Genomic DNA, 26,373 nt, shown 5'->3' on the forward strand with positions numbered 1-26,373 from the left:
TTCCGCCTCGCCCAGATGCTCCAGCATCATCGCCGCCGACCAGATTTGACCGACCGGGTTCGCGATCCCCTTGCCGGCGATGTCCGGCGCCGATCCATGAACCGGCTCGAACAGCGAAGGCGCGGTGCGGTCCGGGTTGATATTGCCCGACGGGGCAACCCCGATCGTCCCGGTGCAGGCCGGGCCGAGATCGGACAGGATATCCCCGAACAGGTTGGACGCCACCACCACGTCGAAACGGTCCGGATTCAGCACGAACTGCGCGGTCAGGATGTCGATATGATATTTGTCATGGGTGACGTTGGGGTAGTTCTTCGCCATTTCCTCCACCCGCTCGTCCCACCAGGGCATGGTGATGGCGATGCCGTTGGACTTGGTGGCGGAGGTGACATGCTTGCGCTCCCGCGTCGCAGCCAGTTCGAAGGCGTAGCGGAGAACCCGGTCCGTGCCATGGCGGGTCATCACCGTTTCCTGGATGACCACTTCGCGGGGCGTGCCGGGGAACATCTTGCCGCCGACCGAGCTATATTCGCCCTCGGTATTCTCGCGCACGACCCAGAAGTCGATATCGCCCGGCTCGCGACCTGCCAGCGGGCAGGGGACGCCCGGCATCAGGCGCACCGGACGCAGGTTCACATATTGATCATATTCGCGCCGGAACTGGAGCAGCGATCCCCAGAGCGAGACATGATCGGGCACCGTATCGGGCCAGCCGACCGCGCCGAAGAAGATCGCGTCGGGATCGCCGATCTGCACCTTCCAGTCGTCGGGCATCATCTGGCCATGTTTGGCGTAATAATCGCAGCAGGCGAAGTCGTGCCATTTCTGCTCGATGGTGAAGCCGTAGAGGCTGGCGGCGCGTTCGAGGATGCGGATGCCCTCTGGCATGACTTCCTTGCCGATGCCGTCGCCGGGGATGACGGAGATGCTGTAATTGCGGGCCATGGCGGTTTTTCCTGCGCCTAAGAGTTGCGTGACGTACTCCTGCGTAGGCAGGAGTCCAGTTCAGACGGCGGGACTGCGTTCCCGCCTTCGCAGGAACACGGAACCGCTTGGGGTGGAATCAGAGCTTCAGCCCGCCGACGTGGAAAGCCTTTGTCTCCAGATATTCCTCGATCCCCAGATGCGCGCCTTCGCGGCCGAGGCCGGACATCTTGACCCCGCCAAAGGGCGCCATTTCCATCGAGATGCCGCCGGTGTTGAGCGCGACCATGCCCGCTTCCAGACGCTCCGCCACGCGGAAGGCGCGATGGAGGTTTTCCGTGTAGAAATAGCTGGCAAGCCCGTAGCTGGTGGCGTTGGCGAGTTCGATCCCTTCCTCCTCATGGGTGAAGCGGAACAGCGGCGCGACGGGACCGAACGTCTCCTCCTCGGCCAGCCGCATCTCGCGGGTCGCGCCGGTCAGCACGACGGGCGTGGCGAAGCGTTCGCCGGTCGCGCCTTCGGGCGCCCGGGCAAAGATCTTTGCGCCGTGGGACAGGGCATCCTCGACATGATCCTTCACCTTGGCGACGGCGGCGGCATTGATCAGCGGGCCGATGGTGCTGCCCGGCTGGTCGCCCGGCGCGACCCTCAGCGCGGAAACGGCCTTGGCGAGCTTTTCGGCAAAGGCTTCGTACACGCCGTCCTGCACCAATATGCGGTTCGCGCAGACGCAGGTTTGCCCGGCGTTGCGGAACTTGCTGGCCATGGTGCTGGCGACGGCAAGGTCCAGGTCCGCGTCGTCGAACACGACCAGCGGGGCATTGCCGCCCAGTTCCAGGCTCAGCCGCTTGATGGTGTCGGCGGACTGGCGCATCAGCAGCGATCCGACGCGAGTGGAACCGGTGAAGGACAGTTTGCGCACGACAGGGCTGCCGGTCATGACCCCACCGATCGCGGCTGCGTCGCCGGTCAGCATGTTGATGACGCCCGCCGGGAAGCCCGCTTCCTCCGCCAGCTTCACCAGCGCCAGCGCGGTATAGGGGGTGAGTTCGGACGGCTTGATCACCACCGGGCATCCCGCGGCGAGGGCAGGCGCGCATTTGCGGGTGATCATCGCCGCCGGGAAATTCCACGGCGTGATCGCGGCGGAAACGCCGACCGGTTCCTTCATGACGAGGATGCGGCGATTGGCCTCCGGCGCGGGGATGATGCTGCCCTCGATCCGGCGGGCTTCCTCCGCGAACCATTTGATGAAGCTGGCGGCGTAGCGGATTTCGCCTTCCGATTCCGCGATCGGCTTGCCCTGTTCCGCCGTCATGATGCGGGCGAGATCGGTGATATTGTCCAGCACCAGCGCGTTCCAGCGCTCCAGCAGCGCGGCGCGCTCGGCGGCGGTTTTCGCTCGCCACGCCGGGTAGGCGGCTTGCGCTGCGGCGACGGCGGCCTGGGTATCAGCCTCCCGGCAGTCGGGCACGGTGCCGATGATCGCGCCGGTCGCCGGATTGTCAACCGGCAGCGTCGCGCCGGCCTGGGCGCCGACCCATTCGCCCCCGATATAGGCGCGTTCGATCAGCAGCGAGGGATTGTTGAGCGAGAGTGTCATCCGAGGGCCTGCGTCGTGAGGGAGAAGGTCTTGAAGGCGGTGCCGGAATCCATCGGCTTGCCGCGCGCCATGCGCATGACGCGACCGACGCAGGGCAGGCCCAGCTCATCCAGCCAGCTGCCCAATCCGCTTTCCTCCGGCACGTCGAGGCGGCAGAACATGCCACTGTTGGAACCCAGCCAGTGCGAGATCAGCGCCTTCGCCCCGCCGGTGTCGGGCGCGATGGTCGGCCCGACCACATAACCCCGCCCGAAGCGGCGGAAGAGGGCGAAGCCGACCGGCTCATTGCTGCGGGTCAGCACCACGCCCTGCGCGCCCGGCACCAGCGCGTCGAGCAGCGCGTCGCGGTTCATGCCGGTCGCTTGGGCGGCAAGATCACGCAGCACATCCATATCCTTGCTCCCCAGCGGACGGACGCGTTCATCAGGGATAAGTTCCGCCATGGGGACCGCGAAGGCCGCGCCCTGATGCTGGAATACCGGGCCAACCGGTTCGAAGCCCAGCTTGCGGTAGAGCGGCGCGCCTTCGTCCGTGGCGTTCAACATCACCGTGCGGTCGCCCAGGTCGTTCAGCACCGCATCCATCAGGCGGCGGCCGATCCCCATGCCCTGCGCGTGCGGGGAAACGATCACCATGCCCAGAGTCGCGGCATCATCGCCATAGAGCCATGCCATGGCAGTGCCGATGATCTCCCGTTGATGGTCCGGGCCGTCGCGCTCCGCCACATAACCGAAGCCGAGCTGGAAGAGCATCTCCCAATCCTCGATCCGGTGTGGCCATTTTTGTTCGTGGGAAAGGTCGTGGGCGGCGGCCAAATCCTCCGCGGTCATTCGCCGCAGGTCCACCATCGCCTCTATGCCTGTCGCCATGCGTCTTGCTCCTTGGCGGGAAGGGGAGCCCGCCCTTCGTCATGAATCAGTGCCTGGGACATTAAGGGCGGCCTGTAAGCATTGGCTGCCGCCTTCGCATTTTTTTTGGAAGATTATCGCGCAGTCTTTCCGGCGCAGCTGCAACAAATGCCGCCACGCTGCCCTATTTTACTGCGCAGGCGTGTAACAGGAGATTATGCCGTGGACGGTTTCAACCCCGATCTTGTCAGCTTGGCAAAGTCCAACAACTTCATCGGCGGCCGCCGGGTTGAAGGGCGGGGGCAGGCGATCACCGTGCGCCGTCCTTCGGATGGGCGGGTGCAGGCTGAGCTGGACAGCGTGGACGCGGGGCAACTGGCCGAGGCGGTGGAAAATGCGCAGGCCGCCTATAAGAAAAGCGGCTGGGCGCAGGCCGATCCGCGCGGGCGGATGAAGGTGCTGCGCCGCTGGGCCGATCTGATCGAGGCGGATGCGGCCAATCTGGCGCCGCTGGAGGCCTTGGGATCGACCCGCACGATAAATGAGATCAACGCCTGGGATTTGAGCTACACCGCCGAAACCATCCGCTTCTTCGCGGAATGGGCGGACAAGGTCGGTGGCGAGGTGGCGGCGACGACGCCGGACAAGCTGGGACTGACCATCACGGAACCCTATGGCGTGGTCGCGGCGATTGCGCCGTGGAACCTGCCGCTGGTGATGGCGGGATGGAAGATCGCGCCTGCCATCGCGGCGGGGAACAGCGTGGTTCTGAAGCCTTCGGAAATGACGCCGTTCAGCATCGTTCGGCTGGCCGAACTGGCTGTTGAGGCGGGGCTGCCTGCGGGCGTGTTCAACATCGTGCAGGGTGACGGGCGATCGGTGGGCGATCCGCTCGTGCGGCGGCCGGAGGTGGCGAAGGTCACTTTCACCGGCTCCACCCGGACGGGTGCTGCGATCATGGCGGCCTGCGCCGAAACCGGACCCAAGCCGGTGACGCTGGAACTGGGCGGCAAGAGTCCGCAGATCGTCTTCGCCGATGCCGGACTGGACAAGGCGGCGGCCATGGTGGCGCGGGCGATCACGCTGAACGCCGGGCAGGTTTGCGTCGCGGGGTCGCGGCTGCTGGTGCAGGAGAAGGTGGCGGATCAGGTGATCGACCGGATCATGGCGGCCTTCAACGCGCATAAGGCCGGGCCGACCTGGCGTACCGATACGACCTTGGGACCGATTATTTCCGAAGGTCAGCTCGACCGGATGGACGGAATCGTGAAGCGGGCCATATCCGAGGGCGCCGAGGTGCTGGCCGGTGGCGGTCGCGCCACTTCGCCGCAGGAGGGCAGCTATTTCGCGCCGACGCTGCTCGGCAATGTCGATCAGAAGAGCGAAGCCGTGCAGGGCGAGATTTTCGGACCGGTGCTGACGGTGCAAACCTTCGCCGATGAGGATGAGGCCTATGCGCTCGCCAATGATAGCGACTATGGCCTCGCGGCGGGCGTCCATACTGGCGACGTGGCGCGGGCGCTGCGGGCCACGCGGTCGCTGGAGGCCGGGACGGTGTGGGTCAACCGCTATGGGCGGAGCAACGACTTCATCCTGCCGACCGGCGGCTACAAGCAGTCCGGGATCGGCAAGGACCTGGGGCGGGAAGCCTATATGGCGAACCTCAAGACCAAGACGGCGTTGATCGAATTTTGATCTGGGCGTTCGGTGCTCCTGCGGAGGCAGGAGCCCAGTCCAAACGGCGGAACTAGAGCATCGTGCGCAAAAGTGGGAACCGGTTTTGCGCTTGAAACGATGCGTCCTGCCTCCGATTAAACGCGCAGCGCGCTCTAGGCTCCTGCCTTCGCAGGAGCACGTTGCAGTTGGAGGGCGGCCTTTAACCCGCTCAATAATCCGCCACGCGCAGGCGCTGCGAGGAATCGAAGCGCGAGGGGTGATAGGATGCCGGGTCGACGATCGGCGTGGCGCCGCTGACCATGTCGGCGATCAGATGGCCCGCGCCCGGCCCGATGCCGAAACCATGGCCGCTGAACCCCGCCGCCAGTACAAGGCCAGGCAGCGCCGCAAATTCGCCGATCCCCGGCACGGAATCGGGGGTGCTGTCAATGAAGCCGGCAAAGCGGGCGGTCACTGGAAGGTCCCGGATGGCCGGGATCAGGTCGATGGCGCGTTCATGGGTCAGGTCCAGCGCCCTGCCGTCCGGCCGAGGTTCCAGGATACGCATCCGTTCCATCGGCGTCACCCGGTCCAGCGCCCATTTGCTCAGCGTTTCATGCCCTGCGCGCATGCCTTCCCATCCGCCCATGGCGAGGTTCTTGCGCCGCTTGAAGAACATGGGGACGAAATCGGTCGCGAAGCGGAATTTCTGCGGCGTCAGGTCGACGCGGGCGCGGCCGCTGATCGACAGCAGATGGCCGGACTGGCCCCGGCGGGTGATGGATATGCCCGCCGTGTGCAGCGCGTCGGGCAGGTCGCCGGGGCCGTTGCCGACCAGCATGACCGACTGGCGCACCGAGGATTGCGGGAAGCGCAGGCCATATTGATGGCAGAAGCTGGACGCCCATGCCCCCGCCGACAGAATGGCGACATTGGTGCGGATGACGCCCTTTTCCGTCACGACGCCGGACACCCGGCCACCGGTCGTCTCCAGCCCGCGCGCGGCGCAATTCTGGAGCACGGTGCCGCCGAGCTTGATGATCGCGCGGGCGACGGCGGGCGCGGCCTCCGCCGGGTTGGCAATGCCGTCGGTCGGCGCGAATACGCCGCCGCGCCATTGCTTGCCGCTGAACCGGCCGCGCTCGGTCGCCTGCGCGCCGTTCAGCATATGGGTCTGGACGCCCATGGTGCGGGCGAACTCGCCCCAGCGCGCCCATTGCGCGATCTCTGCCTCATCATTGCTGAGATAGAGCAGCCCGGTGCGTTCGAAGCCCGCATTTTCGCCGCTCTCCGCTGCGAAGGCTTCCCACAGGTCGAGGCTCTTGCTCGCCAGCGGCAGTTCGCGCTCGTCCCGGTTCTGCTGGCGGCACCAGCCCCAGTTGCGGCTGGACTGTTCGCCACCGATCACGCCTTTTTCGATCAGGCAGACCTTCGCGCCGCGCTTCGCCAGATAATAAGCGGTGAACACGCCGATGATGCCGCCGCCGATGATCACATAATCGGCAGAGGAAGGAAGCTCCGGCGAGGATTCCAGTTTGGCGATGGGTGGAAGCATGGGAAATCCGGTCTTTCTCGCGATGATGGGGGAATCATGCCGCTGATGCGGCGAGGCCCTGGAATTTGATCAAATCCTCTTCGTCATGGTGGCAGAGGATCATATTACCCTTGGCCAGCGCGTGGCGCGGCGGCGGGGTGATGTTGCACAGCCCGTCGATCCGCGCCGGACAGCGGGCGAGGAAGCGGCAGAGATCGGGCTCATCCGCCGACGCGCCGATCAACGGGAGCGAACGGCCAGCCCCGCTTTCCTCCAGCCATCCCGCGCGCATTTCGGGCACGGAGCCGATCAGCAGGTCGGTATAGGGGTGGAAGGGCGCCTCGGAAAAGCCTTCGCGCTTGCCGGTTTCGACCATATTGCCCGAATAAAGGACGAGGATATCGTCGCAGATCGCCCGCACCGTCGAGATGTCGTGGCTGATGAACATATAGGCCACGCCCAGTTCCTTGCGCAGCTCCGCCATCAGGTCGAGGATCGCGGCGCCGACCACCGTGTCGAGCGCTGAGGTGACTTCGTCGCAGAGGATGAGTTCGGGATCGGCAGCCAGCGCGCGCGCGAGGTTGATGCGCTGCTTCTGTCCGCCCGAAAGCCCGCCGCAGCGCCGGTCGATCACCGAAGCGGGCAGGCGGATGAGGTCGAGCAACTCCAGCACCCGAAGCCGCGCCGCATTGCCCTTGAGGCCATGATAGAAGGCCAGCGGGCGGGCGAGGATCTGCCCGACCGTATGCGCCGGGTTCAGCGCCGTGTCGGCATTCTGGAACACCAGCTGGATGCGGCGGAACTGCTCGCGGCTGCGGCCCTTGAGGCCGGGAGGCAACGGTTCGCCGTTCAGCAGGACTTCGCCCTGGGCTGGCGGGAGCAGGCCGGCGATCACGCGGGCGGTGGTGGACTTGCCGGAGCCGGATTCCCCGATCACGCCCAGCGTCGCGCCGCGCTCGATCTTCAGATTGATGTCGCGCAGCACAGGAATGCGGGGCATGCCGTCCTTGCCGATCTTGCCATAGCCCGCCGTCATGTTGCGGATTTCGAGCAGGGGTGCGGCGGGGAGATCGACCTGTCTGGGCGCGGGGCGCACAGCGGGTCGGGCGGCCGCCATCAGCGTTTTCGTATAATCGTCCGCAGGGCGGTGGAGTACCTGATCCGCCGCGCCCTTTTCACGGATGCGGCCCTGGTTGAGCACCACGATCTGGTCGGCCATCTGCGCCACCACGGCGAGGTCGTGCGAGACGTAGATGGCGGTCGCGCCGCGCTCCAGCACCACGGACTTGAAGGCGCGCAGCACCTCGATCTGGGTGGTGACATCGAGCGCGGTGGTCGGCTCGTCCAGGATCACCAGTTCGGGATCGGTGACGAGCGCCATCGCCGCCATCAATCGCTGCAACTGCCCGCCGGAAAGCTGGTGCGGATAGCGCAAGCCGATGGTGTCGGGGAAGGGCAGGGCCAGCGCGCGGAACAGCTCGACCGCCTTCTTCTCGGCCTGCGCACGGGGCATGAGATTGTGGATCAGCGCCGGTTCGATCACCTGATCCATGATCGTGCGCGAGGGGTTGAAGGCCGACGCCGCCGACTGGGCGATATAGGCGATGCGGTTGCCGCGCAGCGCCGCCAGACCCTTGGCATCGAGCGAGAGGATCTGGCTGTCCCCCACGCGGATGGTGCCGCCGGAGATGGTCGCGCCGGGGCGGGCGTGGCCGAGCAAGGTAAGCGCGATGGTCGTCTTGCCCGAGCCGGATTCCCCGATCAGCGCCAGCACCTCGCCCCGTTTCAGCGCGAAGTCGATGTCGCTGACGATGGGGAACGTCTCGCCTGCTGCGTTGCGGGCGGTGACTTGCAGGCCCTTCACTTCCACATGAGGGGTATTTGGGACATGAGCGGTCATGAACGCTTCCCCTTGAGGCCGTCGATCAGCAGGTTCACGCCCACGGTCAGCGTGGCGATCGCGATGGCGGGCATCATGATCGCGGGCGCGCCTTCGCCAAGGCCGGAGATATTCTCACGCACCAGCGAGCCCAAGTCCGCGTCCGGCGGCTGCACGCCAAGGCCGAGGAAGCTGAGGCCCGACAGCAGCAGCACGATGAATACGAAACGGAGGCCGAAATCGGCCAGCAGCGGGTGGATCATATTGGGCAGGATTTCCCGCAGCGCGAGGTGGAAGCGGCCTTCGCCGCGCGCCCGCGCCACCTGCACATAGTCCATCTGGGCAAGGTTCACCGCCAGCGCACGGGCGATGCGGTAATTGCCCGGCACATAGGTCACCGCCGCGATCAGCAGCAGCAGCGCCAGCGAGGAACCGAAGGCCGCCACCAGCACCAGCGAGAAGATCTTGGACGGGATGGAGATCAGCGTGTCCATGAAGCGGGAGAGTGGCTCGTCCACTTGTCGTCCGCCGACGGCTGCGGTGAGGGCAAGGGCGGTGCCGGTCGCGCTCGCCAGCATGGCGGCGGCGGCGGCGAGGCCGACCGTGTAGCGCGCGCCCGACAGCAGGCGGCTCAGCACGTCGCGGCCGAGATAGTCGCTGCCCAGCATATGCTGCGCCGACATGCCGTCGAACACGTCATAGGCGACGAAGGCGCCGACCGGATAGGGCGCCAGCATCGGCCCGAAGACCGCCACGGCCAGCCAGAAGAGGACGAAGCCAAGCCCGACCTTGCCGGACAGCGGGAGGGCTTTTGCCCAGCGGAGGAAGGAAGCGGTCATTGCGCGCGCAGCCTTGGATTGGCGAGGATGGCGGTGACGTCCGCGATCAGCATGAGGATGAGATAGGCCGAGCAGAAGATCATCGCGCAGGCCTGGAGCAGCGGCATGTCGCGGCTGGTGACAGCATTCACCATCAGGCTGGCGAGGCCGGGATAGTTGAAGATCGTCTCGACGATGATCGCGCCGCCCAGCAGGTAGGAAAGGCTGAGCGCCATGGCGTTGACGATCGGCGCGACGGCATTGGGCATGATATGCCGCAGCACCACGCGCACCGGCGCGACCCCCTTCAGCACCGCCATTTCGACATAGGGCTTGTCCATCTGGTCGATCACGGCGGCGCGGGTCATGCGCGCCATCTGGGCGATGACGACGATGCTGAGGCAGAGGATCGGCATCGCCGCTCCGCGCAGATAGTCGCCCCAACTCATATCATCCGCGACCAGCGCGATGGAGGGCAGCCAGCGCAGCTTCACCGAGAAGATCAGCACCGCCAGCGTCGCGACCAGAAATTCCGGCACGGCGACCATGGAAAGGGTAGAGATATTGAGCGCCCGGTCGAGCCGTCCACCCCGGTTCATGGCGGAACCTATGCCGATGGCCAGCGCCACCGGCACCGCGACCAGAGCGCTGAGGGCCGCCAGCAACAGGCTGTTGGGCAGGCGGCTGGAGATGACTTCGGAAACGGGGAGATTGGCGACCAGCGACTGGCCGGGATCGCCGCTCACCATGCCGCTGAGCCAGCTGACATAGCGCTCATGGACAGGGCGATCGAGGCCCATTTCATGACGCAGCGCGGCGACCTGCTCAGCGGTGGCGCTTTGGCCCAGCGCTTCCTGAGCGGCGTCGCCGGGCAGCAGTTGCGCGATGGTGAAGACCACCAGCGACACCAGAAACAGCGTGAGCAACGAGGAGGCGAAGCGCTTGGCCGTAAGGCTCAACGCCGCCTTGACGCCAGAAGTGGATGAACCGCCCGCCATCAGCCTTCCCACCACACATTTTCGGCAAATTGATAGCCCATAAGCCCGCCCGTGGACATGGATTGCAGCCCCTTCAATCGCCGGTCGTAACCGTCGATCAGGCTGATGAAGACCGGAATGGCGACGCCGCAGCGGTCATGCACCAGCCCCTGCATTTCGCCGTAAAGCTGCTTGCGCCGGGCCTGATCGGCCTCGCCGCGCGCTTCCAGCAGCAGCCGGTCGAACCGGGGGTTCTTCCAGCCGGACTCATTCCAGTCCGCGTCGGACTTGTAGAAAAGGCTGAAGATCAGGTCGGCGGTCGGGCGCGGATTGGTGTTGCCGAAGGTCAGCGGGTGCCTCATCCAGTGGGTCGACCAATATCCGTCGCCCGGCACCCGGTTGACCGCGAGGTTGAGGCCCACGCGCGAGCCATATTCCTGCATGATCGACGCCATGTCGACCGATCCGTCTGCCGCCGGGGAGGCATAGACGGGCAGCCGCACGCCGGTCAGGCCCGCGCGCTGGAGGTGCCATTTCGCCTTGTCCAGATCGAGCGAAGTCTGCGGCAGGTCGGCGCGATGATAGGGGTGGAAGGGCGGGATCGGCTGGTCGTTGGCGATCGTCGCATAATCGCGATAGAGCGCCCGCTTGATGAGCGGCCGGTCGACCAGATATTTCATCGCCGCGACGAAATGGGGATTGTTGGTCGGCGCCCCATCCTGCCGCATGATGAGGTTGGTGTAGAGGCCGGACTGGCTTTCCAGCAGCGCGTGATGGCTGGAGGCTTTGATGCGCTTGGTCGAGCGGGGGTTGACCGCGATGATCAGGTGGACGTCGCCCGACAGCAGCGCGTTGACGCGACTGACCTCGTCGGGAATGCCGATCAGCTCGATCTCTTCCAGATAGGGCTTGCCGTTGCGCCAATAATTGGGGTTACGCCGCGCCAGCGTCCGCACGCCGGGGCGGAATTGGGCGCAGCGATAGGGGCCGGTGCCGTTGGCGTTGTGGAAATCCTTTGTCCCGGCGCGCAGGATCAGGAAATGCGACTGGGCAAGGATGGTCGGCAGGTCGGCATTGGGACCGGTCAGGCGGATCGTCAGGTCGAGCGGCCCCGCCGCCTTCACCTCCCCGAACTGCTCGGCGATCGACGCCATTTTGGAACCGACGGCAGCGTCTTTATGCCGCAGCAGCGACCAGACGACATCCTTGGCCGTCAACGTCGCGCCGTCATGGAAGGTGACGCCCCGGCGCAGGCGGATATGCCAGTTTCGCTGGTCCCTGCTCTCGATCCGCTCGGCCAGCGCGGGGCGGGGGACGAGGTTCCGGTCGAGCTGGGTCAGCCCGTTGTAGAACATATAATGGCGCACATAATCGGTCGACAGCGCGCCCTTGGCCGGGTCGAGGGTGTCGGCGGTGGAGCTGGAAAGGCTCGCCACGCGGATGCGTCCGCCGACGCGCGGCTTGGCTGGCGCTGCGAAGGCCGCTTCGGGCAGCAGCAGGCCTGCCCCCAGTGCGCCCAGCATGTCGCGCCGGGAAAAGGAAAAGTCGTCCATCAATGGATGATATCCTGCCATTTGTACCACAGGCCGACGAGCGGCAGGAACCAGGGCTTGCCGAAATGGCCGGGGACGCTGGGCCAGTCGAGGCTGTCCCACGGGTTGGCGGAATTTTCTCCCCCCATCACCCGCGCCATCATCTGGCCCATATAGGTCGCCATCTGCACGCCATGGCCGCTATAGCCCATGGAATAGAAAAGCTCGTCCTGCTCGCCTGCGCGCGGCAGGCGGTCGGCGGTCAGGTCGACCATCCCGCCCCAGACATGATCGACGCCCACGCCCTTCAGCGCCGGGAAAATCTCGCCCATCGTCTGTTCAAGGATGTGGCCGCTCTTCAGGTCGGATCGCGGATCGCTGATAGCAAAGCGCGCCCGCCCGCCAAAGATCAGCCGGTTATCGGCGGTCAGGCGGAAATAATTGCCGATATTCTTGCTGGTCACATAGTTGCGCCGTCCGGGCAGCAGCCGATCGATCATCGCATCGTCCAGCGGCTCGGTGGCGATGATGAAGCTGCCCACCGACACGATGCGCCGCCGGAAAAAGCCGAACGGTGCCGCCGCTGGCGCTCCCCCAGTCGCGACCAGCACCTGACCGGCGGTGACGGAGCCTTTGGGCGTCGTCACCTTCCAGCCGCTCGCCAGCCGGTCGAGGCCGGTGACTTCGGCATGCTCGTAAATCTTCGCGCCCGCCCGCGCCGCCGCTTCTGCCAAACCAACGCCAAAGCGCGCCGGATGCAATTGCGCGCTGGTTGTCTGGATCAGCGCGCCGTGAAAGGCGTCCGATCCCACTTCCTCGCGGATGCGCTCCGGCGGCACGAGGCGGACATTCTCGTCCACCTCCGCCGCCAGCAGGTCATGCGCGCGCACCAGCTTGTCATAATGTTGGGGCTTGGCGGCGAGCTTCACCCGGCCGCAGCGCCGGAAGTTGCAATCAATGCCTTCCTCCAGAGCGATGCGCTCGACCATGTCCACCGCGTCGCAATGGGCGCGATAATAGGCCCTGGCGATGTCCTTGCCGAAACGCGCGGACAAAGCCCCATAATCATGGGCCGTGCCGTTGTTGCACTGGCCGCCGTTGCGCCCTGAAGCCTCCCCGACGACGTTCCCCGTCTCCAGCAGCATGACGCTCGCGCCACGCTTCGCCAGCGCCAGCGCCGCCGAAAGCCCGGTGAAGCCGCCGCCGATGATCGCGACGTCGGCCTTGCCCTCGACGCCGCCTTGCGCCCCGCCGGTGAAGGCGGGCGCGCTTGCGAGCCAGTAGGAGAGGGGGGATGCGCTCATCGCTGGGATCAGAGGCCCACGACCGCCGGCAGCGCGCCGATATGCGGGATTTCGACGTCGCGATAGAAGGCGTTGGACGGCTCATGCCCGCGACCCACGAACACGCGGCAGCCGAAATGCAGGTCGGTCGCGGTGTTCTGGTCGTAACGGAAGCTGGAGGAGACGTGCATCATCTCTTCGGGCTTCGCGCCGAGCTGGTCGAACATATATTCGAACGCCTGCATGCGGGGCTTGTAGGCCTGCGCCATCTGCGCGGTATAGACGGCATGGAAGGGCGCGCCGAGCAGGGCGACATTATGGTGGATCTGGTCGTTCATCGCGTTGGACAGGATGACGAGCGGAATCTTGTCGCCAATCTTGGAAAGGCCGCCCGGCACGTCGTCATGCGGGCCCCAGGTCGGCACGGCATTGTAGACTGCGTCGGCGTCGGCCTCGCGATATTCGACGCCCCACTTCTTGCAGGTGCGGCGCACCGAATTGCGGATGATCTCCTGATAGGGTTTCCAGGCGCCCATCACCTCGTCGAAGCGATAGGCGGACCAATCCTGGCAGAAGGCGGGAAGATTTTCCGCCGCGATGCGATCGGCCATGAACTCGGTCGCCATCTCGACCATGCGGAAACGGGTCAGCGTGCCGTAGCAGTCGAAGCTGATATATTTGGGCCGGAAGTTTGGCATGGGTTTGCATCCCCTTGGTTGGCATCTCTTTGATGAAGCCATTACGGCATGGGCTGTCCGGAACATGTCTCCGATTGATTCGGGGCGGGACGCAGATTTGGACCTTTTATGCGGTGCTTTCGGCATAGTTTGCCGCGGGGGGATCGGGACTGCAATCGGCTATGGGGAAGGGCAGTTTGGATGGGTTGTGAGACTGGAAGGCGGCAGATAATATCGCCAACGCTGCCCCCTTTTTCCGTCATTCCCGCCTGCGCGGGAATGACGGTAGTGAGGGGGGTTAATAACCCCGCTGCCTGCTGACTTCGCCCATCATCGCTTCGCCCGCCTCAAGCCGCCGGATATTCGCGATCAATGCCCGCGCGGCGCTGTCCGCCCGCGTCATGCTGGCAACGTGCGGGGTCAGCATGATGCGGGGATGATCCCAGAAGGGGTGCGTTGGCGGCAACGGCTCCGGCTCGGTCACGTCCAGAATCGCGGCGGAAAGATGCCCTTCATCAAGCAGGGACAGCATATCCTGCTCCACCAGATGCCCGCCCCGACCGACATTGATGAGCGCGGCGCCGCGCGGCAGTTTCGACAGCGTGTCCCGGCACAAAATGCCGCGCGTCTCCGCGGTCAGGGGGACAAGGCAGATGAGAATATCGCAACGCCCGAGAAACGCATCCATCTCCGCCGCGCCCGCATGGCAGGTGACGCCCTCAACCTCATGCCGCGACCGGCTCCATCCCGAAAGCGTGAAGCCGAAGGGTCGCAGCGCGTTCAGCACCGCCTGCCCCAATTGCCCCAGCCCCATCACGCCGACCCGGCGCGCGGCGGCGGGGACCAGCTTGACCGGCGCCCAGCGATGTTCGCGCTGCGCGATGCCATAGTCGATGAAGCCCCGATGCAGCGTCAGCACCGCGCCGCAGGCATATTCGACCATGCCCTCGACAATGCCCGGCTCGATCATGCGCACCAGCCGGACTTGCGGGGGTAGCTTGCCCATGTCGAACTGGTCGATCCCGGCGCCGACCGAGAATAGCGCCTGAAGGCCGGTCAGCCGTTCCAGCAATTCGCGCGACGGGTCCCATGCGGCGAGATAGCGGATCGCTGCCGGATCGCGCATCTCTTCCGGCGTCACAAAGGCGATCTCTGGCGCTTCTGCCGCGAAAATCTCCCGCCAGATGCGGCCGCGTTCGGGGTCAGAGGTATAGAGCAGGGTCATGCAATCTGCTTTCTTGTGGCGGACCGGCGGCGGACGGCGCGAGCCTGCCACCAAATCAGCGGTCCGGTAATGGAAAGGGCGATCAGCGCCAGCGCGACGATCATGATCGCAACCGGCCCGATCGGGCCGAAGCTGTTGCCGGTATGCAGCGGCAATATCGTCATCCAGAGCGCTTCGTTCTTCTCGGCCCGAGTCGCGCTTATGATATGCGGGTCGGCCAGCGTCGCGATGGCGCGATGCACGGCGCGCGGATTGCGCTCCGGCGCATGGAAATTGGCGATCAGCCGCTCGTCGGTGAGGCGGAAATCGCGCAGCGCGCTGTCCGGAAAAGCGCTCTGGGTCAGCGCGAGCGCCCGGTCGATCGCCGCGCTCGACGCCGGCTGCGATCGGGCAGGGGCGTCGGCCTCGATCAGTTCCGGCACCACCAGCAGCAATCCCGTCACCGCCATGAAGCCAAACAGGGCCGACGCCACCACGCCCGTGGTTCGATGCAACTGCCGCAGCACCAGCCGGAAAGCGAGATTCCAGCGGATGGAAAGCTGTTTCGTGACCGGTCCCTTTCTGGGCCACCAATAGGCAAGGCCAGTCGCCGCCATCGCCAGCAAGGCCAGGGCATTGAGCAGCACGATCGCCATGCCCGCCTTGCCCGCCATCAGCCGGTAATGAAGCTGAAGCGCCGCCTCTACCGGAAAGGCCCAGATCGGCCCCGCGCGCAGCACGGCGCCGCCCGCCGGATCGACCGACGCATAGCGTTTGGCCCCATGCGCTTCGGACAGTTCGGCGATATAGGTCGCCCCGTCCGCATCGGGCGCGAAGAGGCGCGCGACTGCATAGCCCGGCAGCGCCCGTTCCGCCCCGGCCACTGCCGTCCCGGCCGAAATGGCGGGCGCCGTGCCATGGCTCGCCAACCCCGCCGGATCGATCCAGCGCGCCACCGGCCCGCGATAGAGCAGCAGCATGCCCGTCGCCGCCTGCACCAGCAACAGCGTCGCCATGGCAAGGCCGACATATTTGTGGAGGCGAAGCCATCGCGCCCGGTTCATGCCCATTCTCCTCAACGCAAAAGCCGCCGGCGACCCTCAGGCTTGGAGGGTTGGGTCGCCGGCGGCCGGTCGAGCCTCAAAGGCCCGAATGTCGGAGCATCAGAAGTCGAACGTCGCGCGGACCGTATATTGGCGCGGCGCACCCGGCTGAATCCACAGCGCCGAATAGGAGCTGGCATAATATTTCTTGTCAAACAGGTTGTTGACGTCTGCTGACAGCTTGATGCCTTCAGCCACCGTGATCGACCCCAGCAGTTTGACCAGCGTATATTTCGGCAAATAGAAATCCGCCGCCGTTTGGCCCAGCCGTCGTCCGACATAAGACACGCCCGCGCCCAGCATGGCGTCGTGCCCGCCGATCGAGAAGTTGTTGAACAGCAGCGCATTGCCCTGATGCTTGGGGATATTGATCAGCGGATCGTTCTTGCTCACCCCGGCGAGCGGATAGTCATCCGCCCAGCCCGCATCGGTATAGGCATAGGTCAGGAACAATTCGAACCCGGCCGGCAGCTTGGCGTTGAGGTCGAATTCCACGCCCTTGCTCTTGGCCGAGCCGACAGCCGTGGACAGGCCGGTCAGAAGGTCGGCGGTCAGGACGTTGCTCTTCTCCATCTTGTAGAGCGAGAGCGTGCTGTTGATCCGGCCGTCCGGCGTCACGAACTTCGCGCCGACTTCATAGCTCTTGCTGATTTCCGGAGCGAAGGGGTTGTTGGCTGCGTCCACGCCGCTGTTCGGCCGGAACCCCTTGCCATAGCTGGCATAGAAGGACAGGCTGCGCGTCGGTTCGAACACCAGCCCCGCCATCGGGCTGAACTTGGTGTAGGCTGCGGGCTTGGTAACGCCGATGCGGTTGTCGATATTCTGGCTGAAATCGTCATAGCGGCCGCCGAAGCGCACCTTGAACTGCTCGGTGATCTCGATCTGGTCCTGGGCATAGATGCCCCAGGCCTTCTGGATTTCCCTTGCATTCTGGATGACCGTTGTGGGCGTCGGCGCCGGGATGGTGTAATTCGGGTTGAAGATGTCGATCGAATAGGACTGGTCGGCTAGGGTAGGACGATAGCGGGTCTGGAAGGTGTTGATCTTGAACTTGTCCCAGTCTCCGCCGATGCGGATATTGTGGACGATCGACCCAGTTTCCAGCTTGCCGCTGATTTCGCCGCGGAACACCATGTGGGTGGTGCTATAGTCGCGGAAACGGCGCTGGCGGGACAGGGTGCGGCCGTCATCGTCCAGTCGCTGGCGACCCAAAGCAAGTTCGGGATCGCTGGAATAGCCTTCGAACGTCGTATGCTTGTACCCCGCGCCCAGCATCAGCGTCCAGTCGTCGCTAAAATCATGCTGATATTGCGCCTGATGGCCCAGCACCTCGATCTTGATCGGGCCGTCATTGGGCTTGCCCAAGAAGCGCGACTGCGGGATCAGGCCCAACTGATAGCCGGTCACGACGCCACCGACCGCAGTAGGCACCGCCACCACGCCACGATCGAACGGCACTTCCTGGTTCACATATTCCAGTTCATAGGTGAACAGGTCCCTGTCCGAGAATTTGGCCAGGAAGGAGGGGGTCAGCATATATTTGCGGGTGTGCACCGTGTCGCGGAAGCTGTCGGCATCCTCGACCGCGCCGTTCAGGCGCACCGCGAACATGTCGTTCAGCGGCAGGTTGAAATCGCCCTCGACCCGATAGGTGTTCCAGCTGCCGCCCGCGATGCCGAAGCTGCCGAAGGTCTTTTCCAGCACAGGCTTCTTGGTGACGATGTTGATCGTGCCGCCCGGCTCGCCGCGCCCGAACAGCGCCGAGTTCGGCCCCTTCAGCACTTCGATCCGCTCGACATTCGACGCATCGCGCGGGCCGCCATAACCACGGCCGCCGTTGAAGCCGTTGACCAGGAAACCGCTCGGGAAATTCTCGTCCCCGGCAAAGCCGCGAATGGCGAAGCTGTCCCACAGGCCGCCGAAATTATTCTGCTTCGAAACGCCGCTCGCCAGTTCCAGCGCGGTGTCGAGACGGGTGATGTTGAGGTCGTCGAGCAGCTTGCCTTCCAGGAACTGCACCGCTTGCGGGATTTCCTTGACGGGCGTGTCGCCGAAATATTGGCGCTTCATGGCTGTGACGACGATTTCGCCGACGCCCGCGGTAGGTTCTGCTGTCTGGGCCTGCACACCCGGTGCGAAGGCGATGGCGGCGGCGCTGGCAGTCAAGGCCAGACGAAAAGCCGAAAAATTGCGCATATTCTTACCCCTTATGAAATCGCTGTTCCCACTTGTCCTGCGAAACGGGGTGAGCCGGCCTGTCTTATATTCTCTCCAGTCGGACATTCTTCGGATCCTTTGTTCCGGGGCCGGTCCACGGGGCGTTTTGTCGCCTCTTGTTGAAATCAGGCTATGTCTGCATTGCAGAAATATTACGTCAAACTTGGCACCCTGCACGGTGAAAAATTGTGAAAAGGGGTTCTGGACGGCAGGATTCACCGGAGCCGGAAAGAGCGTTTCGCAGCCGTAAAATCCCATGAAAAAGGCCGCCTTCCGGGTGGGAAGGCGGCCAGGAACCCGCAGGCACTCGGGATCAGAGATATTTAAGCCACCATATATCCTTCCGCCGCTGTTTCAGCTGCGCGAACCAGCGGGTGGGGAAATAGAGGACCGGGATCAGGATGAAGACCCATATCCACACCCAGCGCAGATGGTCGACGCCGAAAACCGTACCCTTGGTCGGGCCATAAAGGACCAGCGCGATATTATAGATCACCTTCAGCGTGTAGAGGTGCAGCACATAATAGAACATCGGCGCGCCGCCCAGCAGGGCGAGGTGCGGCATGGCCTTGCTGTCCTGAAAAGTCTCGAACAACGCCAGCAGCAGGCAGCCGGCGCCGACGGTCGGCATCAGGAACAGCAGCGACGGCGGATATTTGGTGAGCGCCAGGAAGCTCATCACCGTGCGCAGCGGCGTTTCGCCAACGAACCAGGGCTTGTCGCCATAGAAATTGAGGGTGCGGATCACGACGAAGCCGATGACGAGGCCAAGGCCCAGCATGGTCAGGCGCCTGATGCGCCGCTCCGGATCGCTTCCTCGCGCGAACCACGGCCCACAGGCAAAGCCGAGCAGGATGACGCCGATCCACGGCAGGATCGGATAGGTGGTCTTGACCGCAATGCCGCCGAAGTCGATCAGCGAGCGCTGGTGGATGATCGCCCACGGCACATAATAGGGGGAATCCGCCGTCAGCCGGATCGGATCGAGCAGATTGTGCAGGCAGACGATGGCCAGACCCAGGGCGAACTGCGCCGGACGCGGCAGATGAAGCAGCGCGGCAAGGCAGATCATGCTGATGCCGATGGCCCAGATCACCTGCAACCAGATCGCCGTCGGCGGGAATGCGGGCGCCTGCGTCGGCCAAGCATAGCCGACGACGGTGAATTCCAGGAAGATCAGGAACAGGCCGCGCTTGAACAGGAATTCCGACACCTGGGCCTTTGTATGCGACTGGCCGTAGAGCCAGGCGGAAAGCCCCGTCAACGCAACGAAGGTCGGCGCGCAGAAGGTTGAGAGCAGGCGGGTGAAGAACAGCCCCGGATCGGTCGTGCTGGCATCGACCGGATCGGTCACCTGCAAATGCAGGAACCATGTCTCGCGCACATGGTCGACCAGCATGAACAGCATGACCAGCCCGCGCAGCGCATCGATGGCGATCAGCCGGGTGCGCGCCTTTGCGGCGTCCATGGGGGGGGAGGCGGCCCGAAGGCCGATGGGGGGCGCTTGGCCCGCGATACTGCTCATGGCACCTGTCCTTGCTATGCCTTATACACTCACTCAGCCTTTGGCTGGTAGAGATCCTTGTAGAAGCCGACGGTCTTCACCGTGACCGTGACGGGCGTCTCGCCCTTGTTGCGGAAATACCAGCCATGGATGCCGCCAAAGGGCGCGGTGAAATCGCCCTGGCCGCCGCTGATCTCCAGCTCCTTCCAATAATCGGTGAAGGCGTCGTCGGCGGCGTTCAGCTCTTCGCCGTGCATCTCCGCCTTGATCGGGCCGCTCGACTTCCATGTGAAGATGAAGCTGTCGCCCTTCTGCATATGGGCCTTCACCTCCTGGCCGCTGTGCGGGGGCAGGGTGATGGTCATCTCGTCCTGCCGCCAGGGCGTGGACCTGGAGATGCTGTCCCTGGTCGGCGTGGCGATGGCGCCTGCCGCCGCCGGTGCGACCGCCGGTGCGACGGGCGCCGCTTCCGCCTTGCCCGATACCATGCCGTTGAGGCCCAGCGCCGTGCCAACGCCGGTCGGGTCGATGCCATATTCGGCGGGCAGCACGAACAAGGTCAGGATCGCGGCGGCGGCGATCGCCGCGCCGCCGGTCGCCTTGGCGAGCGTGGAGGGGGAGGGGGAAATCCGGGCGGGAAGCGCGGCAATGGTCTGCGTGTTCATGTCAGGCACCCCGGGTGAGATAGCCGGCCAGCTGATAGCCGATCAGGACGAAGCCGGCCGTCATCAGCGCGGCATTGGCGAGGATGGCGCTGCGGCGGAAACTGTCGCTCATGCGCCACAGGTTCATGAGCAGCAGGATGATGGTCAGCGCCATGAACTGGCCCATTTCCACGCCGATGTTGAAGCTGATGAGGTTGGGGATCATCCCGTCCTTCGCCAGCGTCAGCTCCTGCAATTTGGTGGCCAGGCCAAAGCCGTGGAAGAAGCCGAAGATCAGCACCGCCGCCTTGGGATTGGGCGAAAAGCCCAGCCAGGTGCGGAACCCGTCGAGATTGTCGATCGCCTTGTACACCACCGACAGGCCGATGATGGCGTCGATGATGAAGGGATTGGCGCGGATGTCGAAGATGACGCCCAGCAGCAGCGTGGTGCTGTGCCCGATGGCGAACAGCGTCACATAGGCGCCGACATCCTTGAGGCGATAGAGGAAGAAGATGACCCCGGCGAGGAACAGCAGATGATCGTAGCCCGTGACCATATGCTTGGCGCCCAGATACATGTACGGGATGATGTTGACGCCCGAGGCCCCTTCTATGAACGCCTTGTCGTTTTCATTGACGCCATGCGCCCAGAGCGTCGAACTCATGAACGCAAGGACCAGTCCCAGAACCAGCAGCGCGATCCGCCGCATCGTGGGGCTGGGAAGCGGGGAAAGGGTCGCGCTGGTCATATCGGCCTCTTATTTGGTCTGGAAGGTCGCGAAAATCTTCGCGCCGCCCTTGTCGGTAAGGGCGACGACGACCTTGGCGCCCTTCGCCGCCTTGAAGCCCGGCGCCGACAGCTTGTTGCCGCCAGCGGGCTTCAGCGCTGCTTCGCTCTTCTTGCCTGCCAGCGTCTGGGTCAGCTTGGCGGTGTAGTCTGTTGCCGCGACCGGCTCATCCTCTTCGCTCAGATAGACGTCGGTGCCCTTGGGACCGCTCACCAACTCGATCAGCGTTTCGCCGGACATCTGGACGATGCCGCCATGCTGCGGCTTCATGCTGCCATGGGCGAAGGCGGTGGCGGGCAGGGCGGCAAGGGCAAGAGCGGCGAGGCCGGCGCGGAAGAGGTCAAATTTCATGATGCAGACTCCAGGATCGGGACGGAGGAGAGGTTCATTCCGGCAGATGCGGCAGGACGAAGGACAGCGAAGCGCGATATTCCTCATGATCGACCTTCTTGTCGGTCGTCTGCCCGACATAGATCGCCATCAGCACGTTGATGCCCTGGTTGCGCAGCTTGATCGTCGCGGTGCCGTCCGGACCGGTCTTGGCGGGCGCGGCTTCGTCGGGATCGTTGACATAATCCTGCATCACGGTCGCGCCAGCGATGGGCTTGCCCTTGTAATAGACACGCACCTTCATCGGCTCGCCCATCTTCTGGGGGATGGCGAGGTCGGCGGGAACCAGCTGAAGCGTATGGCCTTCGAGCAGCGGCACCGGCTTGGTCGGAATTTGGGTCAGGTGGACGGCATATTTGAAATTATGCTCGGCCAGCGTGGCGTTGGGCACTTCGTCGCGGCCCTTATTGTGCCATTCGCCGTCAGGCGTCTTGCTCCAATAGCCATAGTCCATGATCGCGGCGACGGCGGCCAGCGGCTCGTCGCTATCGACCACCGGGATCGCGCCCGCCGCGCGCAGCGACGTATTGACCGGCGCCCAGTCGCTGTCATAGCCGGTGACCGTCTTGATCAGCGGCAGGCGCTTCACCGCGTCCAGATCGTCCGCGCCAACGCCGTAGATCAGCGCAAGCTGCCGGGCGCGCTGCGCGAACCAGATGCCGTGCGCGCTCAGCGGCGCGGCGGCGGCCATGGTGATGCCTGCTGCCAGGGTCGCGCTCATCAAACGGGTGAATTTCATGGGGCAGGCCTCCAATAGGTCAAAATGTCCTCTTGAAGACGCAGGCTATGATAGCGGCCAGCCGTTTGATGCCGAATTGCGCCATGCGCGAAGCAGATTATTTCAAATGAGCGACGCAAATAGATCATCGCGCGCTCATCCAAATCCTCCCCATGCCGACAATGGCAGGAACAACAGGTCGCAACTTCGCAGAAATGGGGCTTGCCGGAACCCGCCGTCCCACCATCCGTTGGAAAGCACAGGTCTTTCAACAGAAGGAGTGTCGCATGATCCGTCTGGCCATCATCTCGCTCGTGATCGCTGCCGTGCTGGCCATATTGGGCTTTGGCGGCGCGGCAGGCGCCTTTGTCGGCATCGCCAAATTCCTGTTCGTGCTGGCGATCGCGCTGTTCGTGATCTTCCTCGTCCTTGGCCTGCTGGCTGGCAAGGGGATCAAGAAGGCGATAGACTGAACACCATGACTGAATTTGGGACCGAAATTGGCGCTGGAGTGGACGAAACAGGTCGGCTCGTCCGGGACCAGGCCGGTTTCCTGCTCCAGCGCGACCTTGGCGGCAGTTTTCGGCTGATATTGCTGCGCGTGCCTGTCGACCATGTCGAAAAGCGGGTGCGGGTGCAGGGATATTATGCCGGGGACGGCATAGTGGAGGTCGAAGGGGTGGCCGCCGCCTGATGGGCTGCGGCCCTCTTCTGTTCAGGGATTGAACGAGTCGCGGGGATCGTAGGACGGCATGACGTCATGCGCGGTGACAAAACGGGCGCAGGCCCCGAATCCCCGATTATTCTCCAGCGGCAGCGCGGTTTCGCAATAGGCGCACTCCGCCATCAGCCGGCCGACCATCCACTGGCTGCGGCCGCAACTGGGGCAATGATTGGCTTCCCCCGGATGATAGTGAATAATGTAACCCCTTATGGCCGGGTCAAAAGACTTGCCGGTCGCGAGGCTGGACACTGGGCGCATCGTCTCTTCCTCCTCAGACATATATTCTCGGCATCGACGCAAAAATCGGAAATACCCCCGAGCTTTACATCAGCATTGATGCAACGACGAACGTCAGAGCGAGCGACCCGTTTTCATCTCTGTGGAGCCCGCTCCTTGCTTCAGAACGCGGCTGCAACCCAATGTATCCTGCGCGTCATCACCGCGTCTACAAGAAAGATTCGAGGAAGCGTCCCATTTTCGCGCCTTCGCATTTGACTTGGGGCGCGCAGGCGCTATGGCGGCGCGCATCGGGACATACCTGCTTCGGCCACGGGCTAGGGCGCATCCCGCCACTTGCCGTCCGGTACTGGTGGAACTGCGTCATCCTGCCTGCTCCCGGCCGGGGCAACTGCGAGGAGACGCACGACTCATGACCGCCATCGGACAGGACACACTCGGCACGCGCGACATTTTGAAGGTCGGCGGCAAGGACATTGCCTATTATTCGCTGAAGAAGGCCGCCGCCAAGCTGGGCGACGTTTCGCGCCTGCCCTTCTCGATGAAGGTGCTGCTGGAAAACCTGCTCCGCTTCGAGGACGGCGTGACCGTCACGACCGAGGACGTCAAGGCGATCATCGACTGGCAGAATGACAAGGGCAAGGCCGAGCGCGAGATCCAGTATCGCCCCGCCCGCGTGCTGATGCAGGACTTCACCGGCGTGCCCTGCGTGGTCGATCTGGCCGCCATGCGCGACGCGATGACCGCGCTGGGCGCCGATGCCGCAAAGATCAACCCGCAGGTTCCCGTCCACCTCGTCATCGACCACTCGGTCATGGTCGACGAATTCGGCACGCCCAAGGCGTTCGAGCAGAATGTGGAAATCGAATATCAGCGCAATATGGAGCGCTACGACTTCCTGAAGTGGGGCAGCAAGAGCCTTGCCAATTTCTACGCCGTGCCCCCGGGCACCGGCATCTGCCATCAGGTGAACCTGGAGAATATCGCGCAGGCCGTGTGGTCGAGCGAAGGCCCTGACGGCGTCACCGTCGCCTATCCCGACACCTGCGTCGGCACCGACAGCCACACCACCATGATCAACGGCCTGGGCGTTCTGGGCTGGGGCGTGGGCGGCATCGAGGCAGAGGCCGCGATGCTGGGCCAGCCCGTCTCCATGCTCATCCCCGAAGTCGTCGGCTTCAAGCTGACCGGCGAACTGAAGGAAGGCGTGACCGCCACCGATCTCGTCCTCACCTGCACCGCCATGCTGCGCAAGAAGGGCGTCGTCGGCCGTTTCGTTGAATATTTCGGCCCCGGCCTCGCTTCGCTGTCGCTGGCCGACCGCGCGACGCTCGCCAACATGGCGCCGGAATATGGCGCGACCTGCGGCTTCTTCGGCATTGATGACAAGACGCTGGATTACATGCGCCTGACCGGCCGTACCGAAGAGAATATCGCGCTGGTCGAGGCCTATGCCAAGGAGCAGGGCTTCTGGATCGACCCGAACGCCGACCTCGTCTTCACCGACACGCTGGAACTGGACCTCGCCACCGTCGTCCCCAGCCTTGCAGGGCCCAAGCGCCCGCAGGACCGCGTCGCGCTGCCGGAAGTCGATGATGTGTTCAACGCCGACATGGCGAACGTCTACAAGAAGGCGCAGCAGCGCGTTCCGGTCGAGGGCAAGGATTTCGACATTGGCGACGGCGACGTCACCATCGCCGCGATCACCAGCTGCACCAACACGTCGAACCCCGGCGTCCTGGTCGCGGCGGGTCTGGTCGCCAAGAAGGCGAACGAACTGGGCCTGAAGCCCAAGCCCTGGGTCAAGACCTCGCTCGCGCCCGGCTCGCAGGTCGTCACCGACTATCTGGAAAAGGCCGGGCTCCAGTCGCACCTGGATGCCGTCGGCTTCAACCTGGTCGGCTATGGCTGCACCACCTGCATCGGCAACTCCGGCCCGCTGGCCGAGCCGATCAGCAAGGCGATCAACGAAAACGGCCTCGTCGCCGCCGCCGTGATCTCGGGCAATCGCAACTTCGAAGGCCGCGTGTCGCCTGACGTGCGCGCCAACTTCCTCGCCTCGCCGCCGCTGGTCGTCGCCTATGCGCTCAAGGGCACGGTGATCGAGGACTTCATCACCACCCCGATCGGTCAGGGCAAGGATGGTCAGGACGTGTTCCTGAAGGACATCTGGCCGACCAATGACGAAGTCGCCACGACCATGGCGGGCTGCATGGACCGCCCGATGTTCCAGGCGCGCTATGCCGACGTCTACAAGGGCGATGCCCACTGGCAGGCGATCGACGTTACCGGTTCGGACACCTACAAGTGGCGTGCCGGTTCGACCTATGTCGCCAACCCGCCTTACTTCGAGGGTCTGTCCATGACCCCGGCGCCGGTCACCGACATTGTCGAGGCGAAGCCGCTGGCGATCTTCGGTGACTCGATCACCACCGACCACATCTCGCCGGCTGGCTCGATCAAGGCCAGCAGCCCGGCGGGCAAGTGGCTGAGCGAGCATCAGGTCGCTCAGGCCGATTACAACAGCTACGGCGCGCGCCGTGGCCATCATGAAGTCATGATGCGCGGCACCTTCGCCAACATCCGCATCAAGAACCTGATGCTGGACGGTATCGAAGGCGGCATGACCCGCTATGAAGGCGAAGTCATGCCGATCTACGACGCGGCGATGAAGCACAAGGCGGACGGCACCGCGCTGGTCGTCATCGGCGGCAAGGAATATGGCACCGGTTCGTCGCGCGACTGGGCGGCGAAGGGCACCAACCTGCTGGGCGTCCGCTCGGTCATCGTCGAAAGCTTCGAGCGCATCCACCGCTCGAACCTGGTCGGCATGGGCGTGCTGCCGCTTCAGTTCAAGGATGGCGAGAACAAGGACACGCTGGGCCTGACGGGCGACGAAACCTTCACCATCCAGAATGTCGCGGGCCTGAAGCCCCGTCAGGATGTGGATGTGATCGTGAAGCGCGCCGATGGCTCGACCTTCACCTTCACCGCGCTGTGCCGGATCGATACCATCAACGAACTGGATTATTTCCTGAACGGCGGCATCCTCCAGTACGTTCTGCGCAAGCTCGCCGCCTGATCGGCTGACGCGTTGGGTTAAAGAAAGGG

Annotated in this window: 23 protein-coding genes; 4 read left to right on the top strand and 19 right to left on the bottom strand. The window is 64.3% G+C overall.

Features of this window, described 5'->3' with window-relative positions; genetic code table 11:
* The 3 genes from RUH75_RS05555 to RUH75_RS05565 form a co-directional block, all read right to left on the bottom strand.
* A partial coding sequence (locus tag RUH75_RS05555; RefSeq protein WP_313803007.1) for a tartrate dehydrogenase occupies positions 1 to 945 on the bottom strand: 945 nt, incomplete at its 3' end.
* A 118-nt stretch (positions 946 to 1,063) separates the two neighbouring features.
* Positions 1,064 to 2,527 (bottom strand): NAD-dependent succinate-semialdehyde dehydrogenase, encoded by a 1,464-nt coding sequence (locus RUH75_RS05560; RefSeq protein ID WP_313803009.1) that lies wholly within the window; start codon positions 2,525 to 2,527, stop codon positions 1,064 to 1,066.
* A complete protein-coding gene (locus RUH75_RS05565; RefSeq protein ID WP_313803011.1) occupies positions 2,524 to 3,396 on the bottom strand; it encodes a GNAT family N-acetyltransferase in 873 nt (290 codons plus the stop codon). Before RUH75_RS05565 ends, RUH75_RS05560 begins: the two co-directional genes overlap by 4 nt.
* 201 nt (positions 3,397 to 3,597) lie before the next feature.
* Between RUH75_RS05565 and RUH75_RS05570 the strand changes: the two genes are divergently transcribed.
* Positions 3,598 to 5,070, top strand: a complete 1,473-nt coding sequence (locus RUH75_RS05570; protein WP_313803013.1) for an aldehyde dehydrogenase family protein — start codon at positions 3,598 to 3,600, stop codon at positions 5,068 to 5,070.
* Between the two features lie 190 nt (positions 5,071 to 5,260).
* Here the strand turns inward: RUH75_RS05570 and RUH75_RS05575 are convergent, their stop codons facing one another.
* From RUH75_RS05575 to RUH75_RS05645, 15 genes are all read right to left on the bottom strand, one after another.
* Positions 5,261 to 6,586 carry an FAD-binding oxidoreductase gene (locus RUH75_RS05575; protein ID WP_313803015.1) on the bottom strand — a complete coding sequence of 442 codons (1,326 nt, stop codon included), beginning with the start codon at positions 6,584 to 6,586 and terminating at the stop codon, positions 5,261 to 5,263.
* Positions 6,587 to 6,620: 34 nt separating this feature from the next.
* Positions 6,621 to 8,465, bottom strand: a complete 1,845-nt coding sequence (locus RUH75_RS05580; protein WP_313803017.1) for an ABC transporter ATP-binding protein — start codon at positions 8,463 to 8,465, stop codon at positions 6,621 to 6,623.
* Positions 8,462 to 9,283, bottom strand: coding sequence for an ABC transporter permease (locus tag RUH75_RS05585; RefSeq protein ID WP_313803019.1), 822 nt, complete (start codon positions 9,281 to 9,283; stop codon positions 8,462 to 8,464). Before RUH75_RS05585 ends, RUH75_RS05580 begins: the two co-directional genes overlap by 4 nt.
* Complete coding sequence (locus RUH75_RS05590) at positions 9,280 to 10,260, bottom strand: ABC transporter permease (RefSeq protein WP_313803020.1); 981 nt, start codon at positions 10,258 to 10,260, stop codon at positions 9,280 to 9,282. The genes RUH75_RS05585 and RUH75_RS05590 overlap by 4 nt, the downstream gene beginning before the upstream one ends.
* Complete coding sequence (locus tag RUH75_RS05595) at positions 10,260 to 11,792, bottom strand: ABC transporter substrate-binding protein (protein ID WP_313803021.1); 1,533 nt, start codon at positions 11,790 to 11,792, stop codon at positions 10,260 to 10,262. Before RUH75_RS05595 ends, RUH75_RS05590 begins: the two co-directional genes overlap by 1 nt.
* The gene (locus RUH75_RS05600; RefSeq protein ID WP_313803022.1) at positions 11,792 to 13,075 is read right to left on the bottom strand and encodes an FAD-binding oxidoreductase; all 1,284 of its coding nucleotides are present in this window, start codon (positions 13,073 to 13,075) and stop codon (positions 11,792 to 11,794) included. Before RUH75_RS05600 ends, RUH75_RS05595 begins: the two co-directional genes overlap by 1 nt.
* An 8-nt stretch (positions 13,076 to 13,083) precedes the next feature.
* A complete protein-coding gene (locus RUH75_RS05605; RefSeq protein ID WP_313803024.1) occupies positions 13,084 to 13,752 on the bottom strand; it encodes a haloacid dehalogenase type II in 669 nt (222 codons plus the stop codon).
* A gap of 277 nt (positions 13,753 to 14,029) precedes the next feature.
* On the bottom strand, positions 14,030 to 14,956 hold the full coding sequence (locus RUH75_RS05610) for a glyoxylate/hydroxypyruvate reductase A (protein ID WP_313803026.1): 927 nt from the start codon (positions 14,954 to 14,956) through the stop codon (positions 14,030 to 14,032).
* A complete protein-coding gene (locus tag RUH75_RS05615; protein WP_313803028.1) occupies positions 14,953 to 15,999 on the bottom strand; it encodes a PepSY-associated TM helix domain-containing protein in 1,047 nt (348 codons plus the stop codon). The genes RUH75_RS05610 and RUH75_RS05615 overlap by 4 nt, the downstream gene beginning before the upstream one ends.
* Positions 16,000 to 16,098: 99 nt before the next feature.
* Positions 16,099 to 18,234 carry a TonB-dependent siderophore receptor gene (locus RUH75_RS05620; RefSeq protein WP_313803030.1) on the bottom strand — a complete coding sequence of 712 codons (2,136 nt, stop codon included), beginning with the start codon at positions 18,232 to 18,234 and terminating at the stop codon, positions 16,099 to 16,101.
* Positions 18,235 to 18,568: 334 nt separating this feature from the next.
* Positions 18,569 to 19,780, bottom strand: a complete 1,212-nt coding sequence (locus RUH75_RS05625) for a heparan-alpha-glucosaminide N-acetyltransferase domain-containing protein (RefSeq protein WP_313803032.1) — start codon at positions 19,778 to 19,780, stop codon at positions 18,569 to 18,571.
* 29 nt (positions 19,781 to 19,809) lie between these two features.
* The gene (locus RUH75_RS05630; protein WP_313803034.1) at positions 19,810 to 20,424 is read right to left on the bottom strand and encodes a hypothetical protein; all 615 of its coding nucleotides are present in this window, start codon (positions 20,422 to 20,424) and stop codon (positions 19,810 to 19,812) included.
* Position 20,425: 1 nt separating this feature from the next.
* Positions 20,426 to 21,154 (bottom strand): HupE/UreJ family protein, encoded by a 729-nt coding sequence (locus tag RUH75_RS05635; protein ID WP_409592325.1) that lies wholly within the window; start codon positions 21,152 to 21,154, stop codon positions 20,426 to 20,428.
* A gap of 9 nt (positions 21,155 to 21,163) precedes the next feature.
* Positions 21,164 to 21,544 carry a hypothetical protein gene (locus RUH75_RS05640; protein WP_313803036.1) on the bottom strand — a complete coding sequence of 127 codons (381 nt, stop codon included), beginning with the start codon at positions 21,542 to 21,544 and terminating at the stop codon, positions 21,164 to 21,166.
* A gap of 34 nt (positions 21,545 to 21,578) precedes the next feature.
* Positions 21,579 to 22,322 (bottom strand): DUF4198 domain-containing protein, encoded by a 744-nt coding sequence (locus RUH75_RS05645; RefSeq protein ID WP_313803038.1) that lies wholly within the window; start codon positions 22,320 to 22,322, stop codon positions 21,579 to 21,581.
* A gap of 266 nt (positions 22,323 to 22,588) precedes the next feature.
* Between RUH75_RS05645 and RUH75_RS05650 the strand changes: the two genes are divergently transcribed.
* Both RUH75_RS05650 and RUH75_RS05655 read left to right on the top strand, forming a co-directional pair.
* Positions 22,589 to 22,774 carry a DUF1328 domain-containing protein gene (locus RUH75_RS05650; RefSeq protein ID WP_313803040.1) on the top strand — a complete coding sequence of 62 codons (186 nt, stop codon included), beginning with the start codon at positions 22,589 to 22,591 and terminating at the stop codon, positions 22,772 to 22,774.
* Positions 22,775 to 22,779: 5 nt separating this feature from the next.
* Positions 22,780 to 22,995: a DUF5818 domain-containing protein gene (locus RUH75_RS05655; RefSeq protein ID WP_313803042.1), complete on the top strand. Its 216-nt coding sequence runs from the start codon at positions 22,780 to 22,782 to the stop codon at positions 22,993 to 22,995.
* A gap of 21 nt (positions 22,996 to 23,016) precedes the next feature.
* Here the strand turns inward: RUH75_RS05655 and RUH75_RS05660 are convergent, their stop codons facing one another.
* The gene (locus RUH75_RS05660; RefSeq protein ID WP_313803044.1) at positions 23,017 to 23,283 is read right to left on the bottom strand and encodes a hypothetical protein; all 267 of its coding nucleotides are present in this window, start codon (positions 23,281 to 23,283) and stop codon (positions 23,017 to 23,019) included.
* 391 nt (positions 23,284 to 23,674) lie between these two features.
* On the opposite strand from RUH75_RS05660, the gene acnA reads away from it, so the two are divergent.
* Positions 23,675 to 26,344 (top strand): aconitate hydratase AcnA, encoded by a 2,670-nt coding sequence (gene acnA / locus RUH75_RS05665; protein ID WP_313803046.1) that lies wholly within the window; start codon positions 23,675 to 23,677, stop codon positions 26,342 to 26,344.
* Positions 26,345 to 26,373: the final 29 nt, after the last annotated feature.

The sequence above is a fragment of the Sphingobium sp. genome (assembly GCF_032153725.1).
In the GTDB taxonomy this organism is placed as follows: Bacteria; Pseudomonadota; Alphaproteobacteria; order Sphingomonadales; family Sphingomonadaceae; genus Sphingobium.

What these genes read in the sequence shown, in the direction of transcription:
- RUH75_RS05560 (WP_313803009.1), bottom strand. Translation starts at nt 2,527, where the DNA reads ATGACACTCTCGCTCAACAATCCCTCGCTGCTGATCGAACGCGCCTAT.
- RUH75_RS05565 (WP_313803011.1), bottom strand. Translation starts at nt 3,396, where the DNA reads ATGGCGACAGGCATAGAGGCGATGGTGGACCTGCGGCGAATGACCGCG.
- RUH75_RS05575 (WP_313803015.1), bottom strand. Translation starts at nt 6,586, where the DNA reads ATGCTTCCACCCATCGCCAAACTGGAATCCTCGCCGGAGCTTCCTTCC.
- RUH75_RS05580 (WP_313803017.1), bottom strand. Translation starts at nt 8,465, where the DNA reads ATGACCGCTCATGTCCCAAATACCCCTCATGTGGAAGTGAAGGGCCTG.
- RUH75_RS05585 (WP_313803019.1), bottom strand. Translation starts at nt 9,283, where the DNA reads ATGACCGCTTCCTTCCTCCGCTGGGCAAAAGCCCTCCCGCTGTCCGGC.
- RUH75_RS05590 (WP_313803020.1), bottom strand. Translation starts at nt 10,260, where the DNA reads ATGGCGGGCGGTTCATCCACTTCTGGCGTCAAGGCGGCGTTGAGCCTT.
- RUH75_RS05595 (WP_313803021.1), bottom strand. Translation starts at nt 11,792, where the DNA reads ATGGACGACTTTTCCTTTTCCCGGCGCGACATGCTGGGCGCACTGGGG.
- RUH75_RS05600 (WP_313803022.1), bottom strand. Translation starts at nt 13,075, where the DNA reads ATGAGCGCATCCCCCCTCTCCTACTGGCTCGCAAGCGCGCCCGCCTTC.
- RUH75_RS05605 (WP_313803024.1), bottom strand. Translation starts at nt 13,752, where the DNA reads ATGCCAAACTTCCGGCCCAAATATATCAGCTTCGACTGCTACGGCACG.
- RUH75_RS05610 (WP_313803026.1), bottom strand. Translation starts at nt 14,956, where the DNA reads ATGACCCTGCTCTATACCTCTGACCCCGAACGCGGCCGCATCTGGCGG.
- RUH75_RS05615 (WP_313803028.1), bottom strand. Translation starts at nt 15,999, where the DNA reads ATGAACCGGGCGCGATGGCTTCGCCTCCACAAATATGTCGGCCTTGCC.
- RUH75_RS05620 (WP_313803030.1), bottom strand. Translation starts at nt 18,234, where the DNA reads ATGCGCAATTTTTCGGCTTTTCGTCTGGCCTTGACTGCCAGCGCCGCC.
- RUH75_RS05625 (WP_313803032.1), bottom strand. Translation starts at nt 19,780, where the DNA reads ATGAGCAGTATCGCGGGCCAAGCGCCCCCCATCGGCCTTCGGGCCGCC.
- RUH75_RS05630 (WP_313803034.1), bottom strand. Translation starts at nt 20,424, where the DNA reads ATGAACACGCAGACCATTGCCGCGCTTCCCGCCCGGATTTCCCCCTCC.
- RUH75_RS05635 (WP_409592325.1), bottom strand. Translation starts at nt 21,154, where the DNA reads ATGACCAGCGCGACCCTTTCCCCGCTTCCCAGCCCCACGATGCGGCGG.
- RUH75_RS05640 (WP_313803036.1), bottom strand. Translation starts at nt 21,544, where the DNA reads ATGAAATTTGACCTCTTCCGCGCCGGCCTCGCCGCTCTTGCCCTTGCC.
- RUH75_RS05645 (WP_313803038.1), bottom strand. Translation starts at nt 22,322, where the DNA reads ATGAAATTCACCCGTTTGATGAGCGCGACCCTGGCAGCAGGCATCACC.
- RUH75_RS05650 (WP_313803040.1), top strand. Translation starts at nt 22,589, where the DNA reads ATGATCCGTCTGGCCATCATCTCGCTCGTGATCGCTGCCGTGCTGGCC.
- RUH75_RS05655 (WP_313803042.1), top strand. Translation starts at nt 22,780, where the DNA reads ATGACTGAATTTGGGACCGAAATTGGCGCTGGAGTGGACGAAACAGGT.
- RUH75_RS05660 (WP_313803044.1), bottom strand. Translation starts at nt 23,283, where the DNA reads ATGCGCCCAGTGTCCAGCCTCGCGACCGGCAAGTCTTTTGACCCGGCC.
- acnA (WP_313803046.1), top strand. Translation starts at nt 23,675, where the DNA reads ATGACCGCCATCGGACAGGACACACTCGGCACGCGCGACATTTTGAAG.